This window comes from Paraburkholderia nodosa DSM 21604 (assembly GCF_000519185.1).
In the GTDB taxonomy this organism is placed as follows: domain Bacteria; phylum Pseudomonadota; class Gammaproteobacteria; order Burkholderiales; family Burkholderiaceae; genus Paraburkholderia; species Paraburkholderia nodosa.
This window is the reverse complement of the sequence record NZ_JAFA01000004.1, coordinates 322,601-345,026: the sequence shown is the minus strand read 5'-3', so window position 1 is coordinate 345,026 and position 22,426 is coordinate 322,601. Positions and strand designations below refer to the sequence as shown.

Sequence of the window (22,426 nt, the reverse complement as noted above, 5' to 3'; positions counted from 1 at the left end):
CCGGCCTCTCGTTCAGCGCGCCACGCCGCCTTGCGCGGCGTCGGCGCGCATCGACTTATGCGGCTTCGCAAGCGCGCCGCGTACCTCGAAGCGCACGGTATCGGTCACCTGCCCTTTCGCATCGACGAGTTCGAGCGTGTGCTTGCCCGGCCAGGGCAGCCACGCGACGCGCGCAGGGTCGCCCAACGCCTTGCCGTCCAGGCGCCAGCTCACGCGCGCGTTCGAGCCCGTGGCACGCTCGAACCAGACGCGCTGACGCTGCGCGGGAATGTCGGGATCGAGCGCGAAAATGGTGCCGTCCACGGGGCTGCCGATTTGCGCGGGCCCACGCGCGAGATCGGCGGCATTCGATGCCAGGCCCACTAGCGGCGTGGACGTGCCCGCGATGAACCACTCGTTGCGGGAAGGCTCCACGGCATTGGCGAACTGCACGCGCACGCGCTCGACGCCAGGCGGCGCGGCAGGCGCGACACTCGGCACGCGCCGATGCAGATAGCCGACGATGGCGGCCCACACCGGCGCCGCGCCGGTCACGCCCGAGACGTCCCACATGGGCGAACCATCGGCGTTGCCGACCCACACGCCCACCGTATAGCGCGACGTGAAGCCCACGGTCCAGTTGTCGCGCATGTCCTTGCTCGTGCCCGTCTTGACCGCGGAAAACATGCGGGTATCCAGCGGACTGTCGAAATCGAAGGTACGCGTGCGCGCATTGTTGTCGGCGAGGACGTCGGTGACGATGAACGCGGACTCGCGGCTGAATACCCGCTTCGACTTGCTACTTGATGCGGCCTGCCCGGACGCAGGCAATTCGGCGATCGGGCTCACGACGCCGCCATTGGCCAGCGCGCGATACGCGTTCGTGAGCGTGACGAGGCTCACATCCGCGCTGCCCAGCGCGAGACTAAAGCCGTAGTAGTCGCCCGCCTGCGTGAGCGGCAGGCCGAGCGCCGTGAGCGTCTTCGCGAATCGATGCGGCGTCACCATCACGAGCGTGCGCACGGCCGGCACGTTCAGCGACGAGCCGAGCGCGGTGCGCACGCTCACCCAGCCCTTGAAGCCCTTGTCGTAGTTCTGCGGCATGTAGAGGCCGCCGCCCGCCGCGAGATCGAGCGGGGCGTCGTCGAGCAGCGAAGCGGTCGTCACGCGGCGCTCGTCGATGGCCTCGGCGTAAAGAAAGGGCTTGAGTGTCGAGCCCGCCTGGCGCAGCGCGAGCGCCGCGTCGACCTCGCGCGCCTTCGACAGGCCGCCTGACGAGCCGACCCACGCGAGCACTTCGCCCGTTGCGTTGTCCAGCACGACGACCGCGCCGTCCTGCACGTTGCGCGGATGCGCGCGCGCATTGAGTTCGATGAGCGTGCGCGTGAGCGTGTCGCGCGCGTAGCGTTGCAGGTTCGCATCGAGCGTCGAGCGCACGCGCATGCCGGGCGCGGGATGCACCGCGTTCGCGATCTGGCGCGCAAAGTGTGGCGCGAGCTGCGGCGAGCTTTCGCTGCGCCCGTCGAACGAGGGATCGTCGGCGGCGATGGCCGGGCGCGCGAAGGCCATCTGCACGAAAGCATCGAGATTCGGGCAGCCGCCATCGACGTTCGCTGCGCGCATGTCGCGCAGGATGCGGCACGCGCGCGTGGCGACCTTCGTATAAGGCGCATTGGGCGCGCGGATCAGCGCGGCAGCGACAGCCGATTCGCGTTCGTCGAGCCCCGACGGCGCCTTGCCGAACAGCGTTTGCGAAAGCGCGGCAAGACCAACCGTCTCGCCTCGGAACGGCACGAGGTTCAAATACGCCTCGAGAATCTGGTCCTTGCGCCAGGTGCGTTCGAGCCGCAGCGCGTCCACGGCTTGCACGGCCTTTTGCGCGAGCGAGCGCTGGCCCGAATGCTTCGGGTCGTCGTCGAACAGGCCCGTGAGCTGCATCGTGACCGTGGATGCCCCGCGCGTGCGTGTACTCCACAGGTTCGCCCAGGCGGCGGCCGTCGCGCCGCGCCAGTCCACGCCACTGTGCTCGTAGAATCGTTTGTCCTCCGAAACGACGATGGCCTCGCGCAGCGCTGGCGACACGTCGGCGAGCGCGATCCAGTCGCCGCGCCTCGCGGTGTGTTCCACCCGCGTGCGCTGCAATGGCGTGCCGTCGCGCGCCAGCAGGACCCAGTCGGAGCTTTTCCACTGGCCGCGCACGTCGTCGAACGTCGGCAGTGCGAACGCGGGCAGCGGCAGCAGCACGAGGCACAGCACGGCGACGCCGAGTGCCCCCGCCGCGCGCTGCCTTAGCGCGTATGAGACGCTCATGGCGCCGCCTTCACGACCACCGGTGCGTTCGGCGCGACGCCGAACGTGGCCGGCGCGTAGAGCGCCTCCACGCGCGTGGGCGGCAACCCGAAGGTGCCGACGTTGTTGAGCCGCGCCGTGTACTCCACCGAGATCTTGCCCTTCGGCAGAAACTCGTAGTAGGCACGATACCCGTCGAAGCCGCGCTCGATGAACGCGGGCCACGGACCGTTCTCGTCCTGCTTCTCGCCCTGCGTCGCCACGGCCGAATCGCGCCCGAGCCCGGAGCCCAGGATCGTCGCGCCCGCGGGAATCGGATCGTTCACGACGACCCACGTCATGTCGGTTTGGGCGTCGATGTCGAGGCGCACGCGTACGACGTCGCCGCGCGTGTACACGCCCTTCACCGCGGCGTCCACCGGCGTGATGGTCTTCGTGATGCGATAGCCCGCCGCGAACGGCGCGCGCAACGCGACCGCCGCGAGGCTTTCCACCGTGGCCCACGGCTTGCCGCTTCCTTCCTGCGTCAGCGTGAGGGTCGCCGCCGCATTCTGCTTTGGCCATGCGAGCAGCGTGCTGCGCGCGGGCGCGTTGCGCGTCGCCGCCGTGGCCCCGCTGGCGGCCGATGCCGATTGCGCCGCCGCTTGCGCCGCCGCGTTCCAGCCAACGATGCGAGACGTATCGCCGAGCTGGAGCTTCGTCGCGCCCGTCACCGGATCGTGCTCGAACACGCGCGAGAAGCGCTCGACCGCGAGCGAGCCGTATGCGTTCGCCGTCGTCGTGCTCCATGCGCCGTTGCGTTGCAGCGCGAGCAGGCCCGCCACGAGCCGCGGCATTTCTTCCTTCCACGCGGGGTTATCGACAAAGGCCAGCGCGAGGCGCGCCGCGTTGACCTCCGCGCCCGTCATGAGCCACCACAAGTCGTCTTCGGCGGCCGTGGAGAACGTCAGCTGCGTGCCCTGCCACGTGAGACGCGAGCGCAGGATCTGCTCGAGCTGCGCCAGTTTTTCCGCGCGATCCGGCACATCGCGCATGCGCGCGAGACTCTCCGCATAGTCGATCACCGCCGACGTAGGCCACTGGTTCGGCGCGATCTCGATCGAGCCGAACTGGCGTGCGTTCGCCGCGCCGTAGCGCGACAGCGCGTCGATGGCGGCGAGCTTGCGCAGATCGAGATCGCGGCGCGGCGCCCACGAATTGCGCTCGATGCGGCCTTCCACGAAGCGCGTGAGGCCCTCCACCATCTTGCTGCGCAGGGCGTCGGGAAGCGCGAAGCGCGGGTCGAGCTTCGACGCCTCGTCGCTCACCGTGAGCAGATACGCGGTGAGCGCGGTGCTGCCGCGGCTCGCGCTGTCATCGGCGGCCGGGAAGTAGTTCGCGAGGCCGTCGCGGTCCAGATAGACCGGCAGGCGCGCTAGCTCCGCTTGCCAGCGCGCGGGGTCCCGCAGGCCGATCGCTATCGACGTCTGCTGCTCGAGGCAGGAATACGGGTAGCGCGTGAACCAGCGGCGCACGCCGGGCAGACCGTCCGCGAGCTTCGGCTGCAGCGACACCGCAATGCCGCCGCGCACCACGCCTGCACGCGTCATGCTCGCGTTGGCCGGCGGCGCAATGGGAATCGAAAGCGTGCCGTCCACTTGCGCGAGCGTGGCCTGCTGCACCGTCACGGGGATCGCCGCGCTCACCTGCTGCGCGAGCTTCACCGCGTCGGCCGCATGCGCGCCGCCCTGCTCCGCCGCGCTCACGTTCCACGCGAGCGCGGGCCGTTCAGCTTCGGCGAGATCGTCGGGAACCGCGACCGTCCACGCAATCTCACGCGACGAATTGGGCGCGAGGTCCACGGTCTGCGCCGCAAGCGCGAGCGGCGGCACGTTTGGCGTGACCAGCACTTTCATCGCGCGCGCGGTCGTATTGCGCAGCGTGAACTGCGCGCGGAAGGTGTCGCCCTCGCGCACTTGTGGCGGCAAGCCGGAGATCAGCTGCAGGTCCTGCGTGCTCTCGATGGTCGCGCTACCCGTGCCGAAGCGCGCCACCCCGCTTGCCGCAATCGCGACAATACGAAAACGCGTGATCGAGTCGTTCAGCGGCACACTCACTTGCGCCTCGCCCTTCGCATCGAGCGTGACGCGCGGGTTCCAGTAGAGCAGCGTGTCGAAGAGTTCGCGCGTTGCGCCATGCCCGCCGCCGCCGCCCGCCGGCACCGCCTTGCGCCCGAAGTGCCGCCGCCCGACGATCTCCATTTGCGCCGTCGCCGTCTCGACGCCATAGGCGCGTTGCTGCAGCATGGCGTCGAGCAGATCCCAACTGCGGTTGGGCATGAGTTCGAGCAGCGCTTCATCCACGGCCGCCACGGCGATCTGCGTACCCGCCGGCACCGGCTGGCCGCCAGGAAGCTGCACGCGCAACTGGACGTGCGACGTCGCGCGGACCGCGTAGCGTTTCGCGTCGGGCGTCACGCTCACCGCGAGGCGGTGCGCGGCGTCGCCCACGCGGATTTGCGCGAGCCCGTAACGGAAAGCCGGCTTCGACAGATCGACGAGCGGCGTGGGCGCCTCGTACTGGCGGCCCTCGTACCAGAACGCGCGCGCCCATTCGAGCGGCGCTTTCCACCCCCAGGTGAAGAACGAATACCACGGCACTTCGTGAATGCGTCCACGCAGCGCGAGCACCGAAACGTAGACGTTGGGCCCCCACGTGTCGCTCACTTTCAACTCGACGGTCGGGTCGCGCCCGTCGAGTTGCACCACGTGCGTTTCGATGATGCCCTCGCGCTCCACGGCGACGAGCGCCGTCGCGAAGCGGAACGGCATACGCACCTGGAAGCGCGCGGTCTCGCCGGGTTCGTAGCTCGTCTTTTCGGGCAGCACGTCGATGCGGTCCGTGTTCTCGCTGCCGAACCAGAGTTCATCCTCGCGCGTGACCCATACCGAGGTCGTGGCCGTGGAGGCATGACCATCGCCGTCGCGCGCCGTGGCCACGAGCTGGATATTGCCCGCTTCCTTGAGCTTCGCGTCGCATGTGAGCAAGCCGTGATCGTCGCTCGTGCCGCTGCACAGCGTGCCGAGATCGCGCGTTTCCGTGTGGTTGTCGTAGGCGTAGAAACCGCCCACCATGCGCTTGCGCGAAGTCGTCGTGATCTTCGCCACGCCGCGCACTTCGAGCTTCACGCCCGCGTGCGGCTTGCCCTGCAGGTCGAGCGCGAGCGCAGTGACCGGCACCGTCCTGCCGACAGAGACCCAATGCCCCGACTTGATGCCCGCCACCACGGCAGCGGGCCAAAGCGTGGCCGCGCCGCTGATGGTCTGCACTTCGCCGTTCGGGTCCGCGAAGGTCGCTTCGAGCGCGAGGCGCTTCGGCGCGTCCACGGCCGGCAGATTCTTCATCACGAGCGTGCCCGCACCGTTGCGGTCGAGCGTGAGCGGCTCCTTGTCGGCCACGAGTTTCGCGACCTCGTTGTCCTCCCGTGGGCCGCTGTCCTCGTCTTCGGACGTGTTGTCGGCCTGGCTCGCGCTCACATACGGCGCGAAACTGAAATCGCCGTACGTGCTGGCGAAGGACGGCGTCGTGTCCTTCACGAGCGCCGAAACCTGCACGGGCAGATTCGACGCCGCGCCGCCCGACACGTAATCGATCTGCACCGCCACGCTCGCCTGCGTGGTAGCGACGAGCGGCGACGTTTTCTCGTTCTGCACGGCGATCGTGCCCTTGAGCACCGGCAAGCGGAAGGCTTCCACGCGGAAGCTGCCACTGTCGTAGCTCATATGAATGGCGTCCGCGCTGTTGTCGGCTTCGTCGTTGCCGTCGCTTGCCGTGCTCGCGTTCGCGTCGCCGTCGTCGAGCGAGACGTCGTATTCGCCGAGCTTCGCTTCGGGCGGCAGCACGAAGGTCGAGTCCGCCGTATGGTCGGCGGCCCACTTGAGCGGCAGATGCCACGTCTGCCCGCTGCCGGCATGGCGTATCGTCACGCGCGTGGGGTACTGCTGCGGGAGCGCGAAGCCATGCATCGTCTGGGCGCGGATGAAGTGTTTCATCGACACCGTCTCGCCCGCGCGCAGCAGCGTGCGGTCGAACACGGTATGCGCGCGCACCGTGGGCTGCACGCTCGTGTCGGTCGGCACATTGAAGCGCCACGACTCGATGCCGCGATTCCAGTCCGATTGCACGAAGGCCATGTCGGGGCCCGTTTTCGGGTCGTCGATGCGCGCGGAAACGAACAGCCCGCTATAGCTGTTTTCGCCGCAGTCGCGACGATTCGACAGCGGTCCGTCTATCGTCAGGAGTCCATGGGAATCCGTCTTTCCCGTGGCGAGCGTCTCGCCATTGCAATCCGATACGTGCACGTCGGCGCCCGCGACCGGCTCGCCCTTGTCGAGCGACGTGACCCACACCACGCTATTCTCGCGACCTTGCTTGAAGTGCACGCCCAGATTGGTGACGAGCACGGCCGTGCGCACGTACATGGGCGCCGGCTTGCCGAGCAGGGAGGCGCCGAGCGAAGGCGAAGCGAGTTCGATCACGTAGAAGCCCGGCTTCGGCACGGGAATGCCCACCACTTCGAACGGCCGCAACGCCTTCGGATCGGCCTTGGGCAGCGTGAGCGTCTCTACGCCGGGCTGGCCCTCGAGCAGCGAGAGCGAGCGCACGTCGATGATGCGCGCCTTCGCGTCTTCGTCCCCCTCGCCCGTCGTGCGCGGAATCACCACGGGCGACTTCGCGCGCGCGAGCAGCCCCGGCATCAGCTTGTCGATCGACGTTTCGCTCATGCCGAAATTGTCGAACTGGTCGACGAGGCGCATCCAGCGGCGCATGTCGGTGTCGGACTGCACAGCGAGCTTCGCGAACTTCGCCTCGCCCGCGTTGAGCCCCTGCACGTGCAGGTCCGCTTCGACGTTGCGCAGCGTGACCGGCACGAGCGGCGGCGTGCCCGGCTCCGCATAGCGCTCGATGATGCCGAAGGTCGAGGACGGAAATTTCGCGAGCGGCGGCATCGGCGCGGTCGCCGTATGCAGCGGGAACAGATCGGCGTTCGCTAGCGCTCGCCCGCTTACGTCCTTGAGGCCGGCGGGTGCGGTGATCGTGAGCGTCGCGCGCTCGGGCAAGGGCGCGGAGAACGAGATCGAGCTGACTTCGTCGCTCTTGTCATCTGGGCGGAACGTCGGCGCGACTTCCCCCTTCGGCCCTTGCAGACGGAACTTCTGCGCGTCGGCGCGCGTAATCGGCGCGCTCAGATCGATGCGCACCGGCCGCAGCGGCGTACATGGCGCCTTCGCATTCTCGCGCTCGCAACTCATGCTCGCGGTGAACGGCTCGCGCACCGTGAAATCGAAGCGGCGCTCCACGTCGTTGGGCGTGCCGTTCGGTCCAAGCACGCCCTTGCCGTACACGAGCTGCATCTTCGCGCTGGAGGGCAGCGTTTGCTGGCACGTGAGCGTGAGCACGCTCGCGCTGTCCTTTTCGAGCCGGAAATGCTTGAGCAGCGCGGCGCGCGTGGACGCATCGACAGGCTGCACCGGAATGCGGTTGCCGAGTCCACCCGACTCGCACCACACGTGTTCGCGCACGGAAGCCGGCGTGGCGGGCCCATTGAGCTTCAGCACGAATGCCTGGTTTTCCTCTATTTCGCCACCGTAGGGACGCACGCTCAGCGGGAACGGGCCGCCCGTGGAGAACGTGAAGCGGCGCACGCCCGTCACTGCGTTGCCCGCCTGCGATTTGAGAGCGTCGACGAGCGTGACGCTGCATTGCACGTCGGGCGGCAGATCGGCGGCGAAATCATACGCCCACGTTTTCCCGTCGATCCAGCGACCCTGGCCCGCGCCGGCAGCCGCGTTGCTGCATTGCAGGCGCGCGGGGTCCTTCGCATCGGGCGCGCCGAACGCCACCATCGCCTCGTCGAACTTCACCACCACCTGGCGCACCTGCGCCACGGTCCCCTGCGGCGACACGCTCACCGCGCGCGCGGCATAGGCGCGCCACGCCCACGCCATGCTCAAGCCTAGAACCAGGGCGAGCGCCAACGTCCCCCACCCGCGAGTTGTTCGTGTTATTCGCTGCATCGACCGGTCCTCGTTTGCGCGCGCGCCGCGTGGCCATTGCCGGGCGGCGTGCGGTGAATGGTACAGGGCGCCGCGCGCTCGCGCGCCGGGAATGGCCGGCCACGCGCACATGCGGGCGGCTCGCGAAGAACGCGAGCGCCGGCGCGCAGCTTGCCGCGAATCGGGAACTCGCGACATCGGAAAACGCTGAATTTGCGAACGGGCTAAGGCGAAGCGAGGACCGCGGGGAAGAGGCTAGCCGGACTCGCGGACGCGAGCCGGTGAGAGATCAGATGAAGGCGTAGTGAAGGTGCGCAAGTGACGGCTGCCGCGCTTCGCGGCTCGCCATGGACCGCGAGCGGCCACTGGCCGCCCGCACTACATCGGACTAGATGGCTTCGCGATACCGCGACGCCGGCTGCGACTCGCAGAAGTTCGCGAACATTGCGGACCGGGCGGCTTCGACGTGCCGTCTGCCCAGGGGGAAAATGAATCAGCCCGCGATGCGCTTTGGCGCCATCGCGGGCTGATATTCATCATGCGACATGAATCGGCTTCCTACCGCCGCAAAACTTATTGTGCGTTGTACACCGGCGGCGAATAGCTGCTCACCGCGCCATCGGTACGCGCACCGCTTTGCGACGAGCCACTCGTGGCCGGGCCATAGCCGGTTGCCTGCGCAACGGCCCCACCGCTTTGCGCGTTCACGCGCGCCTGGGCTTGTTGCAGATCCGCGGGGTAATACAGGTCGTTCACCGAAGGACGATAACCCGCGGCTTCGAGCTGCCTCAGCTCACTACGCACCTGGGCACGCGTCACAGGACCATTGCTGCCTTGCGACTGTGCAAACGAAATGGCCGGCACTGCAAGCACGGCAGCGATCGCAACGGCCTTGATGAGCGTTCTCATGACTAACCTCCAGTAACTTGATTGAATCGGTGCAGCGGCTTGTCTGCATCCGTTGAGTACAAGTCTAGGAAGGTTGGCCTCGCGAATAAATGCTGCAAAAGCGAATTTACTATTCCCGCAGCGCACCTAATCGGCTTTCATTGCTCGAATGCATAAGCTTCTATCTGGATGGAATATGGAACATGTGTGCAACGCACTGTGCCACTCTGATGCATGATAGGGGCTCTTCCGAATCTTCGATGAGGGGGCAGCAATGGCGACGTGGCAACCGGACCCGACCTTCTACCCGTCTGCGCGCATGGCAGGCGAAGCCCCGCCGGAGACACTGGCATACGTCGCCAGCTTCGACCCCACGCGCAGCGTGCCCGATTCGCTCGACGTGGTCGATCTGGACCCGCGCTCGCCGGAATTCGGACGCATCGTGCATCGTCTCGCTATGCCCAACGTCGGCGACGAGCTCCACCATTTCGGCTGGAATGCCTGCAGTTCGTGCCTGTGCCCCAATGCCCCCCACGCGCATACCGAGCGCCGTTATCTCGTCGTGCCCGGGCTGCGCTCCTCGCGCATCCATATTGTCGACACGAGGCCCGACGCGCGCCGCCCGCATATCGCACGCGTGCACGAGCCCGAGAGCGTCGCACAGCGCGCGGGCTACACGCGTCCGCACACCGTGCATTGCGGGCCGGATGGCATTTATGTGACGTCGCTTGCGAATGCGCAGGGCGAGGCGCCCGGCGGGGTCTTCCTGATGGACCACGAGAGTTTCGATATTCTCGGCCAGTGGGAGATCGACCGCGGCCCGCAACAGCTCGCCTACGACGGCTGGTGGCACCTCGGCTATGACACGCTCGTGACGAGCGAGTGGGGACTGCCCGCGACCTTCGAGAACGGCCTCGTGCCCGAGGTCCTGCTGGGCGGCCAGTATGGCCATCGCCTGCACTTCTGGGATCTGCACACGCGCCAGCACAAGCAGGTGCTCGACTTCGGCGCGGAAAACCAGCTCGTGTTCGAGCTACGCCCCGCGCACAACCCCACGCGCCCCTACGGTTTCGTGAACTCCGTGATCAGCCTGAAGGACCTCTCGGCCTCGATCTGGCAGTGGTATCTCGACGGCGACCAGTGGGCCGCACGCAAGATCATCGAAATCCCGGCCGAGCCGGCCGATCCCGAGCATCTGCCGCCCATGCTCAAGGGATTTGCGGCCGTACCGCCGCTCGTCACCGATATCGCGCTCTCGCTCGACGACCGCTTCCTCTACGCGGCTTGCTGGGGAACGGGCGATTTGCGCCAGTACGATGTATCGGACCCCGAACATGCGCGCCTGACGGGTTGCGTGCGCATCGGCGGCATCGCGGCGCGCGCGGCGCATCCGTTTGCTCCCGGGCGCGCGCTCAACGGCGGCCCGCAAATGGTGGAAGTGAGCCGCGACGGCCGGCGCGTCTATTTCAGCAACTCGCTGTATGGTGCGATCGACGCGCAGTTCTATCCCGAAGGCATCGACGGCTGGATGGTGAAGCTCGACGCCGCGCCCGGAGGCGGCCTCGATTTCGACGAACGCTTCTTCGTCGAATGGCCGAAGTCGCACCGGCCGCACCAGATCCGGCTCGAAGGCGGTGATTGCTCATCCGATTCGTACTGCTACCCATAAGTGCGGGGCATGATATGGAGGAAGTCTTCGGCGCGCACTGGGGCGCCTGGGCAGCCGTGGTGGGCAGCGGCGTCTTTCACGGCGTGAATCCGGCGATGGGCTGGCTCTTCGCGACCGCTCTCGGGCTGCAGCGCGGCAGCCGCACGGCGCTGCTGCTCGCCTTGCCGCCCATCGCGCTCGGTCACGCCGCGTCCATTCTGCTGTTCACGAGTTCCACCGCGGCGCTGGGCGCGCACCTGCCTGGCGCCGCGCTGCATGGGTGCCTGGGCGCGCTGCTGATCGCGTGGGCCGCGTGGCAGTACGCGTACGGGCACCGGCACCGCGTGCGCGTGGGGATGACCGTGGGCTTTGCCGGGCTTGCGGCGTGGTCCGCGTTGATGGCCACGTTGCACGGCGCGGGACTCATGCTGATGCCCGCCATGCTGCCGCTGTGCGGTGGAGCGGGCGGCGCAGCGGGCCTTGCGAACCCGCTTGCGCTTTCGTTTGCGTTCACCGCGCTGCATACCGTCACGACGCTCGCCACCACGGCCGTCATCGCGCTGCTCGCCTACGAGTATCTCGGTCTTGGCGTGCTGCGGCGAGGCTGGATCAACTTCGACTGGCTCTGGCGCGGCGCGCTCGTGGCGACCGGCACGCTGATGATCGCAACGGCGTGAGCCGCCGGCTCAACTCCCCGCCGGATAGTCCGTTCCAAGGCTCAACTCGCGCCACGCCTCGATATCGGCAAGCGCCGCGCGCAAGCGGTTCGCCACCGCATCGACACCGAACGCGCCCAGCACGAGATGCCGCGGCGGCTTTTCGGTTTCCGTGATGCGTATCATCGCCTGCGCCGCGCGCACCGGATCGCCCGGCTGATGCCCGCTGCCTTGCGCCGTGCGCTGCATCCGCGCGCCCGCCGTTTCGGCGTAGTCATCGATACGGCTCGCCGTTTGCACGAGCGAGCGGCCCGCCCAGTCCGTGCGAAACGGCCCCGGCTCCACGCAGGTCACCTTGATGCCAAGCGGGGCGACTTCCGCCAGCAGCGAATCGGAGAATCCCTCCACGGCGTGTTTCGAGGCCGCATAGTAGCCAGAACCCGGAAAGCCCGCGAGCCCCGCCACCGACGTAATGTTGATGACGTGACCCTTGCGGCGCGCACGCATGCCCGGCAGCACCGCGCGCGTGAGCGCGAACAGGCCGAACGCGTTGGCATCGAACTGCGCGCGGATCTCGCGCTCCTCGCCCTCCTCGATCGAACTCTGATAGCCATAGCCCGCATTGTTGACGAGCACGTCGATCGCGCCGAACTGCTTTTGCGCGGCCGCGACGGCGGCGTCGATTTGCGCGGCGTCGGTCACGTCGAGCGAGACGGGCAGCAGGCGATCGCCGGCCTCGGGCGCGAGATCGTCGAGCGACGCCTTGTTGCGCGCGGTCGCGACACAACGCCAGCCGCGCGCGAGCACCGCGCGGGCCAGCTCGCGGCCAAAGCCGGTCGAACAGCCGGTCACGAACCAGACCGGCGACGCATTCGGGGAATCAACGGACATGGGAAGGCCTCCCGGAAGAAGGGGGCAGACAAGGCTGCCGAAGACAGGGGAAAACGGAAGATGGCGCCGCCGCACGAAGCAGGTAACGAAGAGGTCGCTGAGCCCGTTCGAACGCATGCGCAGCCTCCGATGATACCGGTCACGCGCGAACTCTGCTGGCACGCCCTTGAACCCGCGCCGCTGAACGCCTGCGCCGATCGCCCGAGCCATGTACCATACGGCGCCTGGTGCCCCGAATTTCAGCGCCACGAATCAACTGTCATTTGCCGGAGAAGAAACCCGATGTCCACCGTCACCGCGCCCGCACAACCCGCTGCCGATATCGCCGATGCCATGCGCGCCCTCGAAGCGCGCTATGGCACGCCGTGGTCCGCGCCGCTGCCGGCCTGGAACGATACGCTCGACACGCTGCTCGCGCACCGCTCGGTGCGCAACTACGCGGACCGTCCGCTGCCGGATGGCACGCTCGAAACGTTGATCGCCGCGGCGCAGTCGGCCTCGACCTCGTCGAACCTGCAAACGTGGAGCGTGGTTGCCATCGAAAACCCCGAGCGCCGGGCGCGCCTCGCCGAGCTTGCGGGCGGCCAGTCGCACGTACGCGCAGCGCCGCTCTTTCTCGTGTGGCTCGCGGACCTCTCGCGCCTCGAAGCGGCCGGCGCGCGTAGCGGGGCGAGCGTCGAAGGTCTGCATTACATGGAGACGCTGGTCGTCGGCATGATCGACGCGGCGCTCGCCGCGCAAAACGCCGTGATCGCACTCGAATCGCTCGGCATGAGCGCCGTGTATATCGGCGGCATCCGCAATCAGCCTGAACAGGTGGCCGCAGAACTCGGTCTGCCGCCGCGCGTGCTCCCCGTGTTCGGCCTGTGCGTGGGCTATCCCGACGAAACACGACCTGCGGATGTGAAGCCGCGCTTGCCCCAGGAGGTCGTGCTCCATCGCGAGCAATACGACGCGCCTTCGCAGGCGGCCGCGATTGCCCAGTACGACGAAGTCATGGGCGGCTTCCAGACCGGCCAGGGATTGAGCGCGGCGGGCTGGACCGTGCGTTCGCTCGCGCGCTGGCGCAGCCGCGAGTCGCTGCACGGCCGCGACCGCCTGCGCGACGCGCTCAGCGCGCTCGGCTTCGAGCTGCGCTGAACGCACCGGCACGCCGCGGGACATTTCAGGCAACGAAGCACGCACGCCACACAGGAGAGACGCAAATGAAAGTCGCCGTCATGGGCGCAGGCGCAGTAGGCTGCTTTTACGGCGGCATGCTCGCGCGCGCGGGACACGATGTGGTCTTGATCGGCCGGCCCCAGCATGTCGAGGCCATTACGCGCGACGGGCTGCGCCTCGAAGCGCAGCAGTTCGACGAGCGCATCGGCGCGCCGCATCTCACGGCCAGCACCGAAGCCGCCGCCGTGGCGGGCGCGGACCTCGTGCTGTTCTGCGTGAAGTCGACCGACACCGAAAGCGCGGGCGCCGCGATCAAACCGCATCTGGGCGCCGACACGCTCGTGCTCACGCTGCAGAACGGCGCGGATAACGCGGAACGTCTGCGCACCGTGATCCCGCAAGACGTGGCGGTCGCCGTGGTCTATGTCGCCACGGAGATGGCGGGGCCCGGCCACGTACGCCATCACGGCCGCGGCGAGCTGGTGATCGAGCCTTCGCGCACGAGCGACGCGGTTGCGCGCACGCTCATCGAAGCGGGCGTGCCCACGGAAATCTCACCCAATGTGCGCGGCGCCCTCTGGGCGAAGCTGATCGTGAACTGCGCGTACAACGCGCTCTCGGCGATCACGCAATTGCCTTATGGGCGTCTCGTGAAGGGTGCGGGCGTGAGCGACACGATGCGTGACATCGTAGGCGAATGCATGGCCGTCGCACAGGCCGACGGCGTGACGCTGCCGCCGGACATGGACAGCGCGGTGACGCGCATCGCGCAGACCATGCCGGGCCAATACTCGTCCACGGCGCAGGATCTCGCGCGCGGCAAGCTCAGCGAGATCGATCACCTCAACGGCTATGTCGTGCAGCGCGGCGCGGCGCTTGGCGTGCCCACGCCTGCGAACCGGATGCTGCAAACGCTCGTGCGGCTCATCGAGGACAAGGCGCGCGCGGCGATCTAGCGCGCGCGCCGGTCACGCTGCCTCAGCGGTCGAACACGAGCAAGGTAGAGGTGGCGGATGCGTAGAGCTTGCCCTGCGCATCCGTGATGCTGGCCTCCGTGAAGGCCGCACGGCGGCCAATGCTGAGCACGCGCCCTTCTGCGCGCACGGTGCCGGTGTCGGCGGTCATGGGCCGGTGGTACGCGACCTTCAGTTCCAGCGTGGTATAGCCCTGATTTGTGCCGAGCCGCGAATGCGCAGCGCACCCGCACGCGGAATCGAGCAACGTGGCCGCATAACCGCCGTGCACCGTGCCGATGGGGTTGTACACGTGCAGGCCGGGCGTGCCCTCGAACACGACGCGGCCCTCCTCGACTTCGACCAGCCTGAAGCCGAGTGTTTCGCCAATGGCCGGGCCACGGCTGCCGTGCAGCATGCGCTGCAATTGTTCGACGCCGGTCAGGCCGGCGGGCATTTCAGCAACGAGGTTCATCGAGGCGATCTCCGTCTATGGCGCGCGTCTGTTCGCGACTGTGCGCGCCTGTTCGATTCGCCATCGTAACGCTTTTAGCACGATCGTGCTTAAATTATCACGAGCTTCTCACGCGTTTCGATTCAGGCCTCGATTCATTCCAGCGGACGTTTCAATACGTCTCGAGATGCAGCCGCCCTTCCCGCTTGAGGCGCTCCCACAATGCCTCCCAGCCCATGCCGTGCTTTTCTGCAATCTCCTGAAGCGCCTGCAGCACACCGTCTTCCATGCCCTTCAACCCGCAGACATAGACATGCGTGTTGCCATCCTTGAGCAGTTGCGCGACGTCCACGGCGCGCTCGCGCATGGCGTCCTGCACATAGCGGCGGGGCTGGCCCGGCGTGCGTGAGAAAGCGAGGTTCGTGTCGATGAAATCCTTCGGCAGATTCATCAGGGGTCCGAAGTAGGGCAATTCCTGCTGAGTGCGCGCGCCGAAGAAGAGCATGAGCTTGCCGGTCGCGCCCTTGAGCCTGCGGCGGCGGCGATATTCGGTCATCGCGCGCATGGGCGCGGAGCCGGTGCCCGTGCAGATCATCAGCAGATGCGAGTTCGGATGGTTCGGCATGAGGAAGGTATTGCCGAACGGCCCGATCACGGTCACCACGTCGCCCTTCTTCAGATCGCAGAGATAGTTCGAGCACACGCCGTCGGTTGCGTTGCCGCTGTGATCGCGCGTCACGCGCTTCACCGTGAGCGAAACGTTGTTGTAGCCGGGGCGCTCGCCGTCGCGTGGGCTCGCAATCGAATACTGGCGCGCGTGATTGGCCCGGCCTTCCGCGCTCGCACCGGGCGGCAGGACGCCGATAGACTGGCCTTCCAGCACCGGGAACGGCATGGCGCCGAAGTCGAGCACGATGTGATGGATGTCGCTTTCGGTGGCATCGCCGGTGAGGCGATAGTTGCCGACCACGGTCGCCGTAGTGGGCGCCTTGTGCGTGTAGAGCTGGACATAGGGGCGCGCCGCCGACCACGGCGGCACGGTCGAGCCACGCACCATGTCGGAGCCGCCGACGGGTGCATCGGCGGCATTCGGCGCCGCTTGCGCAATGCTCGCCCCATCGCCCGCTTCCGGCGCAACGACCGGCGTTCCCATCGATGGATTCTGCGCGGGCAGTTCATCCCACGTGTACTGCTCGTCAATGGTGTACGTCTCGGCCTTGAGCACGTTGCGCCAGTTGTCGATCGCGCCGGTCGGGCACGGCGGCACACACGCCATGCAGGCGTTGCAGACGTCGGCCTTCACCACATAGTTGGTGCCGTCGTGCGTGATCGCGTCGACAGGGCACGTTTCCTCGCACGTATTGCAGCGTATGCAGATTTCGGGATCGATCAGGTGTTGCCTGAGAATTTCCACGGGTAGCGGACCGTTCATGATTGTCTCCCACCGCGGCGCGCGAACGCGTGGCTGCGCGCCGCCGCCCCCTCAGTTAAAGCGCACGTATTCGAAATCGACGGGCTGCCGGTTGATGCCCATGGCCGGCGGCGCGATCCAGTTGGCGAACTTGCCCGGCTCGATCACGCGGCCCATGAGCGACGCCACGTAGGCGCGGTCTTCCACGGTGGGCAGCCATTTCGCTTCGTTCGCGGCCCACTCGGTCTCGCCGATCACGCGGCCGTCCGGCGACACGCGCACGCCCGCGAACGTGCCGATCTGGCGGTTGAAGGCCTTGTGCGGCACGGTGAGGCGGACATCGATGCCAGCCTTTTCCAGCACCTTGTTCCAGCGGTTCACGCCCGCAATCGAGTCCTTGATGTAGTCGTCGCGCAGCACTTCGTTCATGGCATTGAGCATCGGCACTTCGCGCTCCACGAGCTTGCCGTCCTGCACGTCGAGCAAGCGGTATTGCTGGCCTTCGAGCTGGTGGTCGTCGTCGCGTTTGGTCTCCTCGTAGCGGCCCTTCAGCCCCGAGCTGTAGAAGGTCGCGGCATTCGACGAGTGGTCCGCGCCGAACAGGTCGATCGTCACCGAGTAGTGAAAATTCAGGTACCGCTGGATCGTTTCGAGGTCGATCACGCCCGCGGCGCGCAAGCGGTTCACGTCGCCGGTCTTCAGCTCGTTCATGACCTGCGCGGTGCGTTGCACGACGCGCGAGATGCCCGATTCGCCGACGAACATGTGATGCGCTTCTTCGGTCAACATGAATTTCGTCGTGCGCGCGAGCGGGTCGAAGCCGGATTCGGATAGCGCCGAAAGCTGGAACTTGCCGTCGCGGTCGGTGAAGTACGTGAACATGAAGAACGCCAGCCAGTCGGGCGTTTTCTCGTTGAACGCGCCGAGAATGCGCGGGTTGTCGTCGTCGCCCGAGCGGCGTTCCAGCAATGCTTCGGCTTCCTCACGACCATCGCGGCCGAAGTAGCGATGCAGCAGATACACCATCGCCCACAGGTGCCGGCCTTCCTCCACATTCACCTGGAACAGGTTGCGCAGGTCGTACATGGAGGGCGCGGTGAGGCCGAGATGGCGCTGCTGCTCGACGGAGGCGGGCTCCGTGTCGCCCTGCGTGACGATGATGCGGCGCAGGTTCGCGCGGTGCTCGCCCGGCACGTCCTGCCACGCCGCCTCGCCCTTTTGCGCGCCGAAATGGATCTTGCGATCCGCTTCGCCCGGCGTGAGGAAGATGCCCCAGCGATAGTCAGGCATCTTCACGTGGTCGAAGTGCGCCCAGCCGCCCGCGTCGACGCTCACCGCCGTGCGCAGATACACATCGTAGCCATGCGAGCCGTCCGGGCCCATGTCGCCCCACCACGAGAGGAAGTTCGGCTGCCACTGTTCGAGGGCGCGCTGCAGTGCGCGGTCGTCGGCGAGGTTGACGTTGTTCGGGATCTTTTCGCCGTAGTTAATCGTAGAGTTGATCGTGGACATTGCGGTTCCTTGCGGCAAATTCGACAGACGCGGCAAACGCGGCGGCGGAGACGGTTATCAAACGCGGGCGACGTCGAACTGCGCCTTGCTGCCCTTGCCGTACACCTTGAGCGCGCCTTTCTCGCCCACGGCGTTGGGCCGGTTGAAGATCCAGTTCTGCCACGCGGAGAGCCGCCCGAAGATGCGCGTTTCCATGGTCTCCGGCCCGTTGAAGCGCAGATTCGCTTCCAGGCCCGTGAGCGCGTCGGGAGACATGACCGCGCGCTCTTCCAGCGCGAGGCGGATTTCGTCGGCCCAGTCGATGTCGTCGGGCGAGGCCGTCACGAGGCCCAGGCGCTCCGCCTCGACCGGCTTGACTGCTTCGCCTATCTTCGCGCGCACGGCATCGAGAGGTTCGGTTTCCTCATAGAAGCGCCGCGCGAGGCGCGATTGATGCGTAACCATCGGGTAGAGGCCGAAGTTCGCTTCCGAGAGCGTAATGGCCGGTTCTTCGTCTTCGTTCGCGGGCAGCGCGGCCATGTACGTGCGGTCCGCGGCGAACGCGAGTTCGGCGAAGGTGCCGGCGAAGCATGAGCCCGGCTCGATCAGCGCGAACAGCGAACGCGAAGAGACATCGATGCGCGCCAGCGTGCGGCGCAGCATGCCGATGGTCTCGCGCACGAACCAGTGGTCGCGGTGCGCGAGCAGCGCGGCGTCGGCGGCGAGCACGGTGCGCGCGTCACCTGCGGTCTTGAGAATCCACGTGCCGATGTCGAGTTCGTTGGTGCGCATGGAGAGAATCGCGTCGTCCAGCTCGCGCGCGAACTGCAGCGGCCACCACGATGCCCCGGCGGCGACGATCGATTCGAGATCCGAAACAGGCGCCGCGGCGGACGCTTTCGCCGTGAACGTCGCGGTGCGCTTCGCGCGGTCGATCGCCACCTCGACAGTGGCATAGCTCAGGCCGCCGTCGTGCTCCACGCGTTCGATGCGCGGGAGCGCAATGCCCTTGGCGTCTGCGGGACGATCGCTCGCGGCGGCCAGTTCGAGCGCGCGCGCCTGCACGGCCTGACCGAACTGATTCGGCTTCACGACTTCGTCCACGAGACGCCAGGCCTTCGCACGCTCGCCGCGAATGCCCTCCACCACGGTGCAGAAGATATCGGCGCGGTCGTGGCGCACCTTGCGCTTGTCGGTGAGGCGCGTGAGGCCGCCCGTGCCAGGCAGCACGCCGAGCAGCGGCACCTCCGGCAGTGCCACCGACGACGACCGGTCGTCCACGAGCATGATCTCGTCACAGGCGAGCGCGAGTTCGTAGCCGCCGCCGGCACACGCGCCGTTCACGGCCGCAATGAACTTCAGGCCCGAATGGCGCGACGAGTCTTCCATGCCGTTGCGCGTTTCGTTGGTGAACTTGCAGAAGTTGACCTTCCAGGCGTGCGTGGAAAGGCCGAGCATGAAGATGTTGGCGCCCGAGCAGAACACGCGGTCCTTCAGGCTGGTCAGCACGACAGTGCGCACTTCCGGATGCTCGAAGCGGATGCGCTGGAGGGCATCGTGCAGTTCGATATCGACGCCGAGGTCGTACGAGTTCAGCTTCAGCTTGTAGCCGTCGCGAATGCCGCCGTCCTCGGCGATATCCATACCGAGCGTCGCTACGGCACCGTCGAACGAAAGCTTCCAGTGCCGGTACTGCGAGGGGTCGGTGCGGTAATCGACCCGCTGCGGGGCGACGGCGGTTTCGGCTGGGGCCATGAGCGTCTCCTGTCTACACTTCGTTTCAATGAACGATAGTGCAATGGATTGCTCATGTAAAGCACATTAATGCATTTTAATGCATGAAAGGGGTAAACCCGCGATGCGCAGTTCACTCCCGCTGCTCACTCGATGCGGGGCGCCTCCGCGGCCAGCCGGGCGGCGAGCCGGTCACGTAGTTGCAGGTAGGCGTCGGCGAGCGTCTTTTCGCTGGTGTCGAAGGTCATGTCGGCTCGGCCATACAGTTCGCTGCGGCCAGCCAGGATGCGCTTGAGGTCATCCATCGCCTCGCTATTGCCCGAATTGCCCGACATGGGCCGCAGGTCGCCCTGCGCCACGACGCGGCGCATGTGCTCGTCGGGCGCGGCCTGCAGCCAGACGGTGAAGCAATGCGCGAGCAGCACATTGAACGTGGCGGGCTCGGAAACGAGGCCGCCCGGCGAGGCGATCACGGCGCGCGGGTGTTCCGCGATTACGGCCTCCAGCGCCCGGTGCTCGTAGCGGCGATAAGCGCTTGCGCCATAGAGTGAATGGATTTCAGAAGGCGGACAGCCCGCCAGCTGCTCGATCACCCGCGTCAACTCGACGAACGGCACCTTCAGCTCCTGCGCGAGCATGCGCCCGAGCGTGGACTTGCCCGCGCCGCGCAGGCCGATGAGCGCGATGCGCTCGTTGCGGTGCGGATCGGCGCTCGTGTGCGAGAACATCTCGGCGAGCGCCACGCGCGCACGCTGCAAGGCCGCCGGATCGCGCCCCTGCAGCAATTCGCGGATCAGGAGCCATTCCGCCGACGAGGTCGTGACGTCGCCGATCACCTCGGCGAGCGGGCAGTTCAGCGTGCTCGCGATCTGCCGCAGCACCAGCACGGAGGCGTTCCCCACGCCGGACTCCAGATTCGCCAGATGCCGCTCCGAGAGCCCGGTTTCCGCCGCCAGCGTCTTGCGCGTCATGCCGCGCCGCGCGCGCAGCATGCGTACGCGCTCGCCCATGGCGGTCAGAAACGGATCGCGTTCGGCGCGCTCGCCGCGCGAGGCGTCGTCGGCGGCTTCCGCTGGAAGCTCGGCAATGTAAGTTTGCTTCATCTTAGGGAATCCCTGAACCCGTGTTTATGTACTATAGTGCTTGACACGCACTTTGCTAACGGCTAATTTTCCGCGAAAAGGTTGATCGACGACAAATCCGATCGAGACAGACTGAGCGGAGACAACACCGTGCCAATCCCAGCAGCGTCGCCAGAACATGCCGCGGCCGTGCCGCCGCCCGCGCTATTCAACTTCGCCACGCACCTGTTCTCGCTCAACGCCGCGCGCGCCGCGAAGACCGCTTATATCGACGACACGCTCACGCTGAGCTACGGCGAACTCGAAATGCAGGCCCGCCGCTTCGCGGCCGCCATGCGGGCGCTGGGCGTCCATACGGAAGAGCGCGTTCTGCTCGTGATGCTCGACACCGTCGAGCTGCCCATTGCATTTCTCGGCGCGCTCTATGCCGGAGTCGTGCCGGTAGTCGTCAATACGCTGCTCACGCCGGCCGACTATGTGTATATGCTCACGCACAGCCGCGCGCGCGTGGTGATCGCGTCGGGCGCGGTGCTGCCCACCGTGAGCGCTGCGCTGGCCGAAGCACAATGTGAGGACTGCCAGTTAATCGTTTCGCAGCCTGCTTCACAGTCGGTTCCTCATGAACCGCAAAGCGTCCTCGCCGATCTGATCGCACACGCCGAGCCTGCCCCGCGCCCCGCTCAAACGGGCTGTGACGACATCGCGTTCTGGCTCTACTCGTCGGGATCGACGGGCAAACCCAAAGGCACGGTGCATACGCACGCCAATCTCTACTGGACCGTCGAGACTTACGCGAAGCCCATTCTCGGCATACGCGAAAGCGACATCGTGTTTTCGGCGGCCAAGCTGTTCTTCGCCTACGGCCTCGGCAACGGCCTTTCGTTTCCGCTCTCGGTAGGCGCGACCACGATCCTGATGGCCGAACGCCCCACCGCCAGTGCCGTATTCACACGGCTCGTGCAGCATCGGCCGACGGTGTTCTACGGCGTGCCCACACTGTATGCGAGCATGATGGCCTCATCCAACCTCCCGGCACGCGCCGACGTCGCGCTGCGCGTGTGCACGTCCGCGGGCGAAGCGTTGCCGCGCGAACTGGGCGAGCGCTTCAGGGAGCACTTCGGCAGCGACATTCTCGACGGCCTCGGCTCCACGGAAATGCTGCACATCTTCCTCTCGAACCGGCCAGACGCGGTCGAATACGGCACCACCGGACGCCCCGTGCCCGGCTACGAAATCGAACTGCGCGACGAGACCGGTGCGCTCGTGCCCGACGGCGAAATCGGCGACCTCTTCATCCGCGGGCCGAGCGCGGCCGTGATGTACTGGTGCAATCGCGAGAAGTCGCGCGCGACCTTCCTCGGCGACTGGGTGAGGAGCGGCGACAAGTACCGGCGCCTGCCGGGCGGCGCCTATGTCTATGCGGGCCGCAGCGACGACATGCTCAAGGTGAGCGGCCAGTATGTTTCGCCCATCGAAGTGGAAATGGTGCTCATGCAGCACGACGCGGTGCTCGAAGCGGCCGTGATCGGCGTCGATCAGGGCGGGCTCGTGAAGACTTGCGCGTTCGTCGTCCTCAAGCAACCGGCAGTGGAAACCTCGCACGACGCGTTGGCCGAGCAGTTGAAGGCGTTCGTGAAAACGCGGCTCGCGCCGCACAAGTATCCGCGCGACATTCTGTTCGTCGACGATCTGCCTAAGACGGCGACCGGCAAGATCCAGCGTTTCCGGCTGCGTCAGCAGTTTCAGTCGTGACA

At 66.9% G+C, this 22,426-nt stretch carries 14 protein-coding genes; 5 read left to right on the top strand and 9 right to left on the bottom strand.

Annotation, left to right across the window (positions count from 1 at the left end; translation table 11 throughout):
* Nucleotides 1-12: 12 nt before the first annotated feature.
* The 3 genes from pbpC to A3CW_RS0107980 all read right to left on the bottom strand — a co-directional run bounded on the left by pbpC (nucleotide 13) and on the right by A3CW_RS0107980 (nucleotide 9,212).
* Complete coding sequence (gene pbpC / locus A3CW_RS45595) at nucleotides 13-2,289, bottom strand: penicillin-binding protein 1C (RefSeq protein WP_051481305.1); 2,277 nt, start codon at nucleotides 2,287-2,289, stop codon at nucleotides 13-15.
* Complete coding sequence (locus A3CW_RS0107990; RefSeq protein WP_028203099.1) at nucleotides 2,286-8,324, bottom strand: alpha-2-macroglobulin family protein; 6,039 nt, start codon at nucleotides 8,322-8,324, stop codon at nucleotides 2,286-2,288. Before A3CW_RS0107990 ends, pbpC begins: the two co-directional genes overlap by 4 nt.
* Before the next feature lie 552 nt (nucleotides 8,325-8,876).
* Nucleotides 8,877-9,212, bottom strand: coding sequence for a DUF4148 domain-containing protein (locus tag A3CW_RS0107980; RefSeq protein ID WP_028203098.1), 336 nt, complete (start codon nucleotides 9,210-9,212; stop codon nucleotides 8,877-8,879).
* A 253-nt stretch (nucleotides 9,213-9,465) separates the two neighbouring features.
* Here A3CW_RS0107980 and A3CW_RS0107975 point away from each other — a divergent pair, with 253 nt between their 5' ends.
* Nucleotides 9,466-10,860, top strand: coding sequence for a selenium-binding family protein (locus A3CW_RS0107975; protein WP_028203097.1), 1,395 nt, complete (start codon nucleotides 9,466-9,468; stop codon nucleotides 10,858-10,860).
* A gap of 14 nt (nucleotides 10,861-10,874) precedes the next feature.
* Entirely contained in the window at nucleotides 10,875-11,516 is a 642-nt protein-coding gene (locus tag A3CW_RS0107970) for a hypothetical protein (protein WP_028203096.1), read from the top strand.
* Nucleotides 11,517-11,525: 9 nt separating this feature from the next.
* Here the strand turns inward: A3CW_RS0107970 and A3CW_RS0107965 are convergent, their stop codons facing one another.
* Nucleotides 11,526-12,386, bottom strand: coding sequence for an oxidoreductase (locus A3CW_RS0107965; RefSeq protein ID WP_028203095.1), 861 nt, complete (start codon nucleotides 12,384-12,386; stop codon nucleotides 11,526-11,528).
* A 282-nt stretch (nucleotides 12,387-12,668) separates the two neighbouring features.
* Here A3CW_RS0107965 and A3CW_RS0107960 point away from each other — a divergent pair, with 282 nt between their 5' ends.
* Both A3CW_RS0107960 and A3CW_RS0107955 read left to right on the top strand, forming a co-directional pair.
* Nucleotides 12,669-13,526: an NADPH-dependent oxidoreductase gene (locus A3CW_RS0107960; RefSeq protein WP_081771559.1), complete on the top strand. Its 858-nt coding sequence runs from the start codon at nucleotides 12,669-12,671 to the stop codon at nucleotides 13,524-13,526.
* Nucleotides 13,527-13,591: 65 nt separating this feature from the next.
* The gene (locus A3CW_RS0107955; protein WP_028203093.1) at nucleotides 13,592-14,503 is read left to right on the top strand and encodes a ketopantoate reductase family protein; all 912 of its coding nucleotides are present in this window, start codon (nucleotides 13,592-13,594) and stop codon (nucleotides 14,501-14,503) included.
* A 22-nt stretch (nucleotides 14,504-14,525) separates the two neighbouring features.
* On the opposite strand, the gene A3CW_RS0107950 is transcribed toward A3CW_RS0107955, so the two are convergent.
* The 5 genes from A3CW_RS0107950 to A3CW_RS0107930 all read right to left on the bottom strand — a co-directional run bounded on the left by A3CW_RS0107950 (nucleotide 14,526) and on the right by A3CW_RS0107930 (nucleotide 20,693).
* Nucleotides 14,526-14,975 (bottom strand): PaaI family thioesterase, encoded by a 450-nt coding sequence (locus A3CW_RS0107950; protein WP_028203092.1) that lies wholly within the window; start codon nucleotides 14,973-14,975, stop codon nucleotides 14,526-14,528.
* A gap of 151 nt (nucleotides 14,976-15,126) precedes the next feature.
* A complete protein-coding gene (gene boxA / locus A3CW_RS0107945) occupies nucleotides 15,127-16,386 on the bottom strand; it encodes a benzoyl-CoA 2,3-epoxidase subunit BoxA (RefSeq protein ID WP_028203091.1) in 1,260 nt (419 codons plus the stop codon).
* A 51-nt stretch (nucleotides 16,387-16,437) separates the two neighbouring features.
* On the bottom strand, nucleotides 16,438-17,877 hold the full coding sequence (gene boxB / locus A3CW_RS0107940) for a benzoyl-CoA 2,3-epoxidase subunit BoxB (RefSeq protein ID WP_028203090.1): 1,440 nt from the start codon (nucleotides 17,875-17,877) through the stop codon (nucleotides 16,438-16,440).
* Between the two features lie 57 nt (nucleotides 17,878-17,934).
* Nucleotides 17,935-19,611 (bottom strand): 2,3-epoxybenzoyl-CoA dihydrolase, encoded by a 1,677-nt coding sequence (gene boxC / locus A3CW_RS0107935; RefSeq protein WP_028203089.1) that lies wholly within the window; start codon nucleotides 19,609-19,611, stop codon nucleotides 17,935-17,937.
* Nucleotides 19,612-19,736: 125 nt separating this feature from the next.
* Nucleotides 19,737-20,693, bottom strand: coding sequence for a helix-turn-helix transcriptional regulator (locus tag A3CW_RS0107930; protein ID WP_028203088.1), 957 nt, complete (start codon nucleotides 20,691-20,693; stop codon nucleotides 19,737-19,739).
* 129 nt (nucleotides 20,694-20,822) lie between these two features.
* Between A3CW_RS0107930 and A3CW_RS0107925 the strand changes: the two genes are divergently transcribed.
* Complete coding sequence (locus tag A3CW_RS0107925; protein ID WP_035512577.1) at nucleotides 20,823-22,424, top strand: benzoate-CoA ligase family protein; 1,602 nt, start codon at nucleotides 20,823-20,825, stop codon at nucleotides 22,422-22,424.
* The last annotated feature ends 2 nt before the right edge of the window (nucleotides 22,425-22,426 follow it).

What these genes read in the sequence shown, in the direction of transcription:
- pbpC (WP_051481305.1), bottom strand. Translation starts at nt 2,289, where the DNA reads ATGAGCGTCTCATACGCGCTAAGGCAGCGCGCGGCGGGGGCACTCGGC.
- A3CW_RS0107990 (WP_028203099.1), bottom strand. Translation starts at nt 8,324, where the DNA reads ATGCAGCGAATAACACGAACAACTCGCGGGTGGGGGACGTTGGCGCTC.
- A3CW_RS0107980 (WP_028203098.1), bottom strand. Translation starts at nt 9,212, where the DNA reads ATGAGAACGCTCATCAAGGCCGTTGCGATCGCTGCCGTGCTTGCAGTG.
- A3CW_RS0107975 (WP_028203097.1), top strand. Translation starts at nt 9,466, where the DNA reads ATGGCGACGTGGCAACCGGACCCGACCTTCTACCCGTCTGCGCGCATG.
- A3CW_RS0107970 (WP_028203096.1), top strand. Translation starts at nt 10,875, where the DNA reads ATGGAGGAAGTCTTCGGCGCGCACTGGGGCGCCTGGGCAGCCGTGGTG.
- A3CW_RS0107965 (WP_028203095.1), bottom strand. Translation starts at nt 12,386, where the DNA reads ATGTCCGTTGATTCCCCGAATGCGTCGCCGGTCTGGTTCGTGACCGGC.
- A3CW_RS0107960 (WP_081771559.1), top strand. Translation starts at nt 12,669, where the DNA reads ATGTCCACCGTCACCGCGCCCGCACAACCCGCTGCCGATATCGCCGAT.
- A3CW_RS0107955 (WP_028203093.1), top strand. Translation starts at nt 13,592, where the DNA reads ATGAAAGTCGCCGTCATGGGCGCAGGCGCAGTAGGCTGCTTTTACGGC.
- A3CW_RS0107950 (WP_028203092.1), bottom strand. Translation starts at nt 14,975, where the DNA reads ATGAACCTCGTTGCTGAAATGCCCGCCGGCCTGACCGGCGTCGAACAA.
- boxA (WP_028203091.1), bottom strand. Translation starts at nt 16,386, where the DNA reads ATGAACGGTCCGCTACCCGTGGAAATTCTCAGGCAACACCTGATCGAT.
- boxB (WP_028203090.1), bottom strand. Translation starts at nt 17,877, where the DNA reads ATGTCCACGATCAACTCTACGATTAACTACGGCGAAAAGATCCCGAAC.
- boxC (WP_028203089.1), bottom strand. Translation starts at nt 19,611, where the DNA reads ATGGCCCCAGCCGAAACCGCCGTCGCCCCGCAGCGGGTCGATTACCGC.
- A3CW_RS0107930 (WP_028203088.1), bottom strand. Translation starts at nt 20,693, where the DNA reads ATGAAGCAAACTTACATTGCCGAGCTTCCAGCGGAAGCCGCCGACGAC.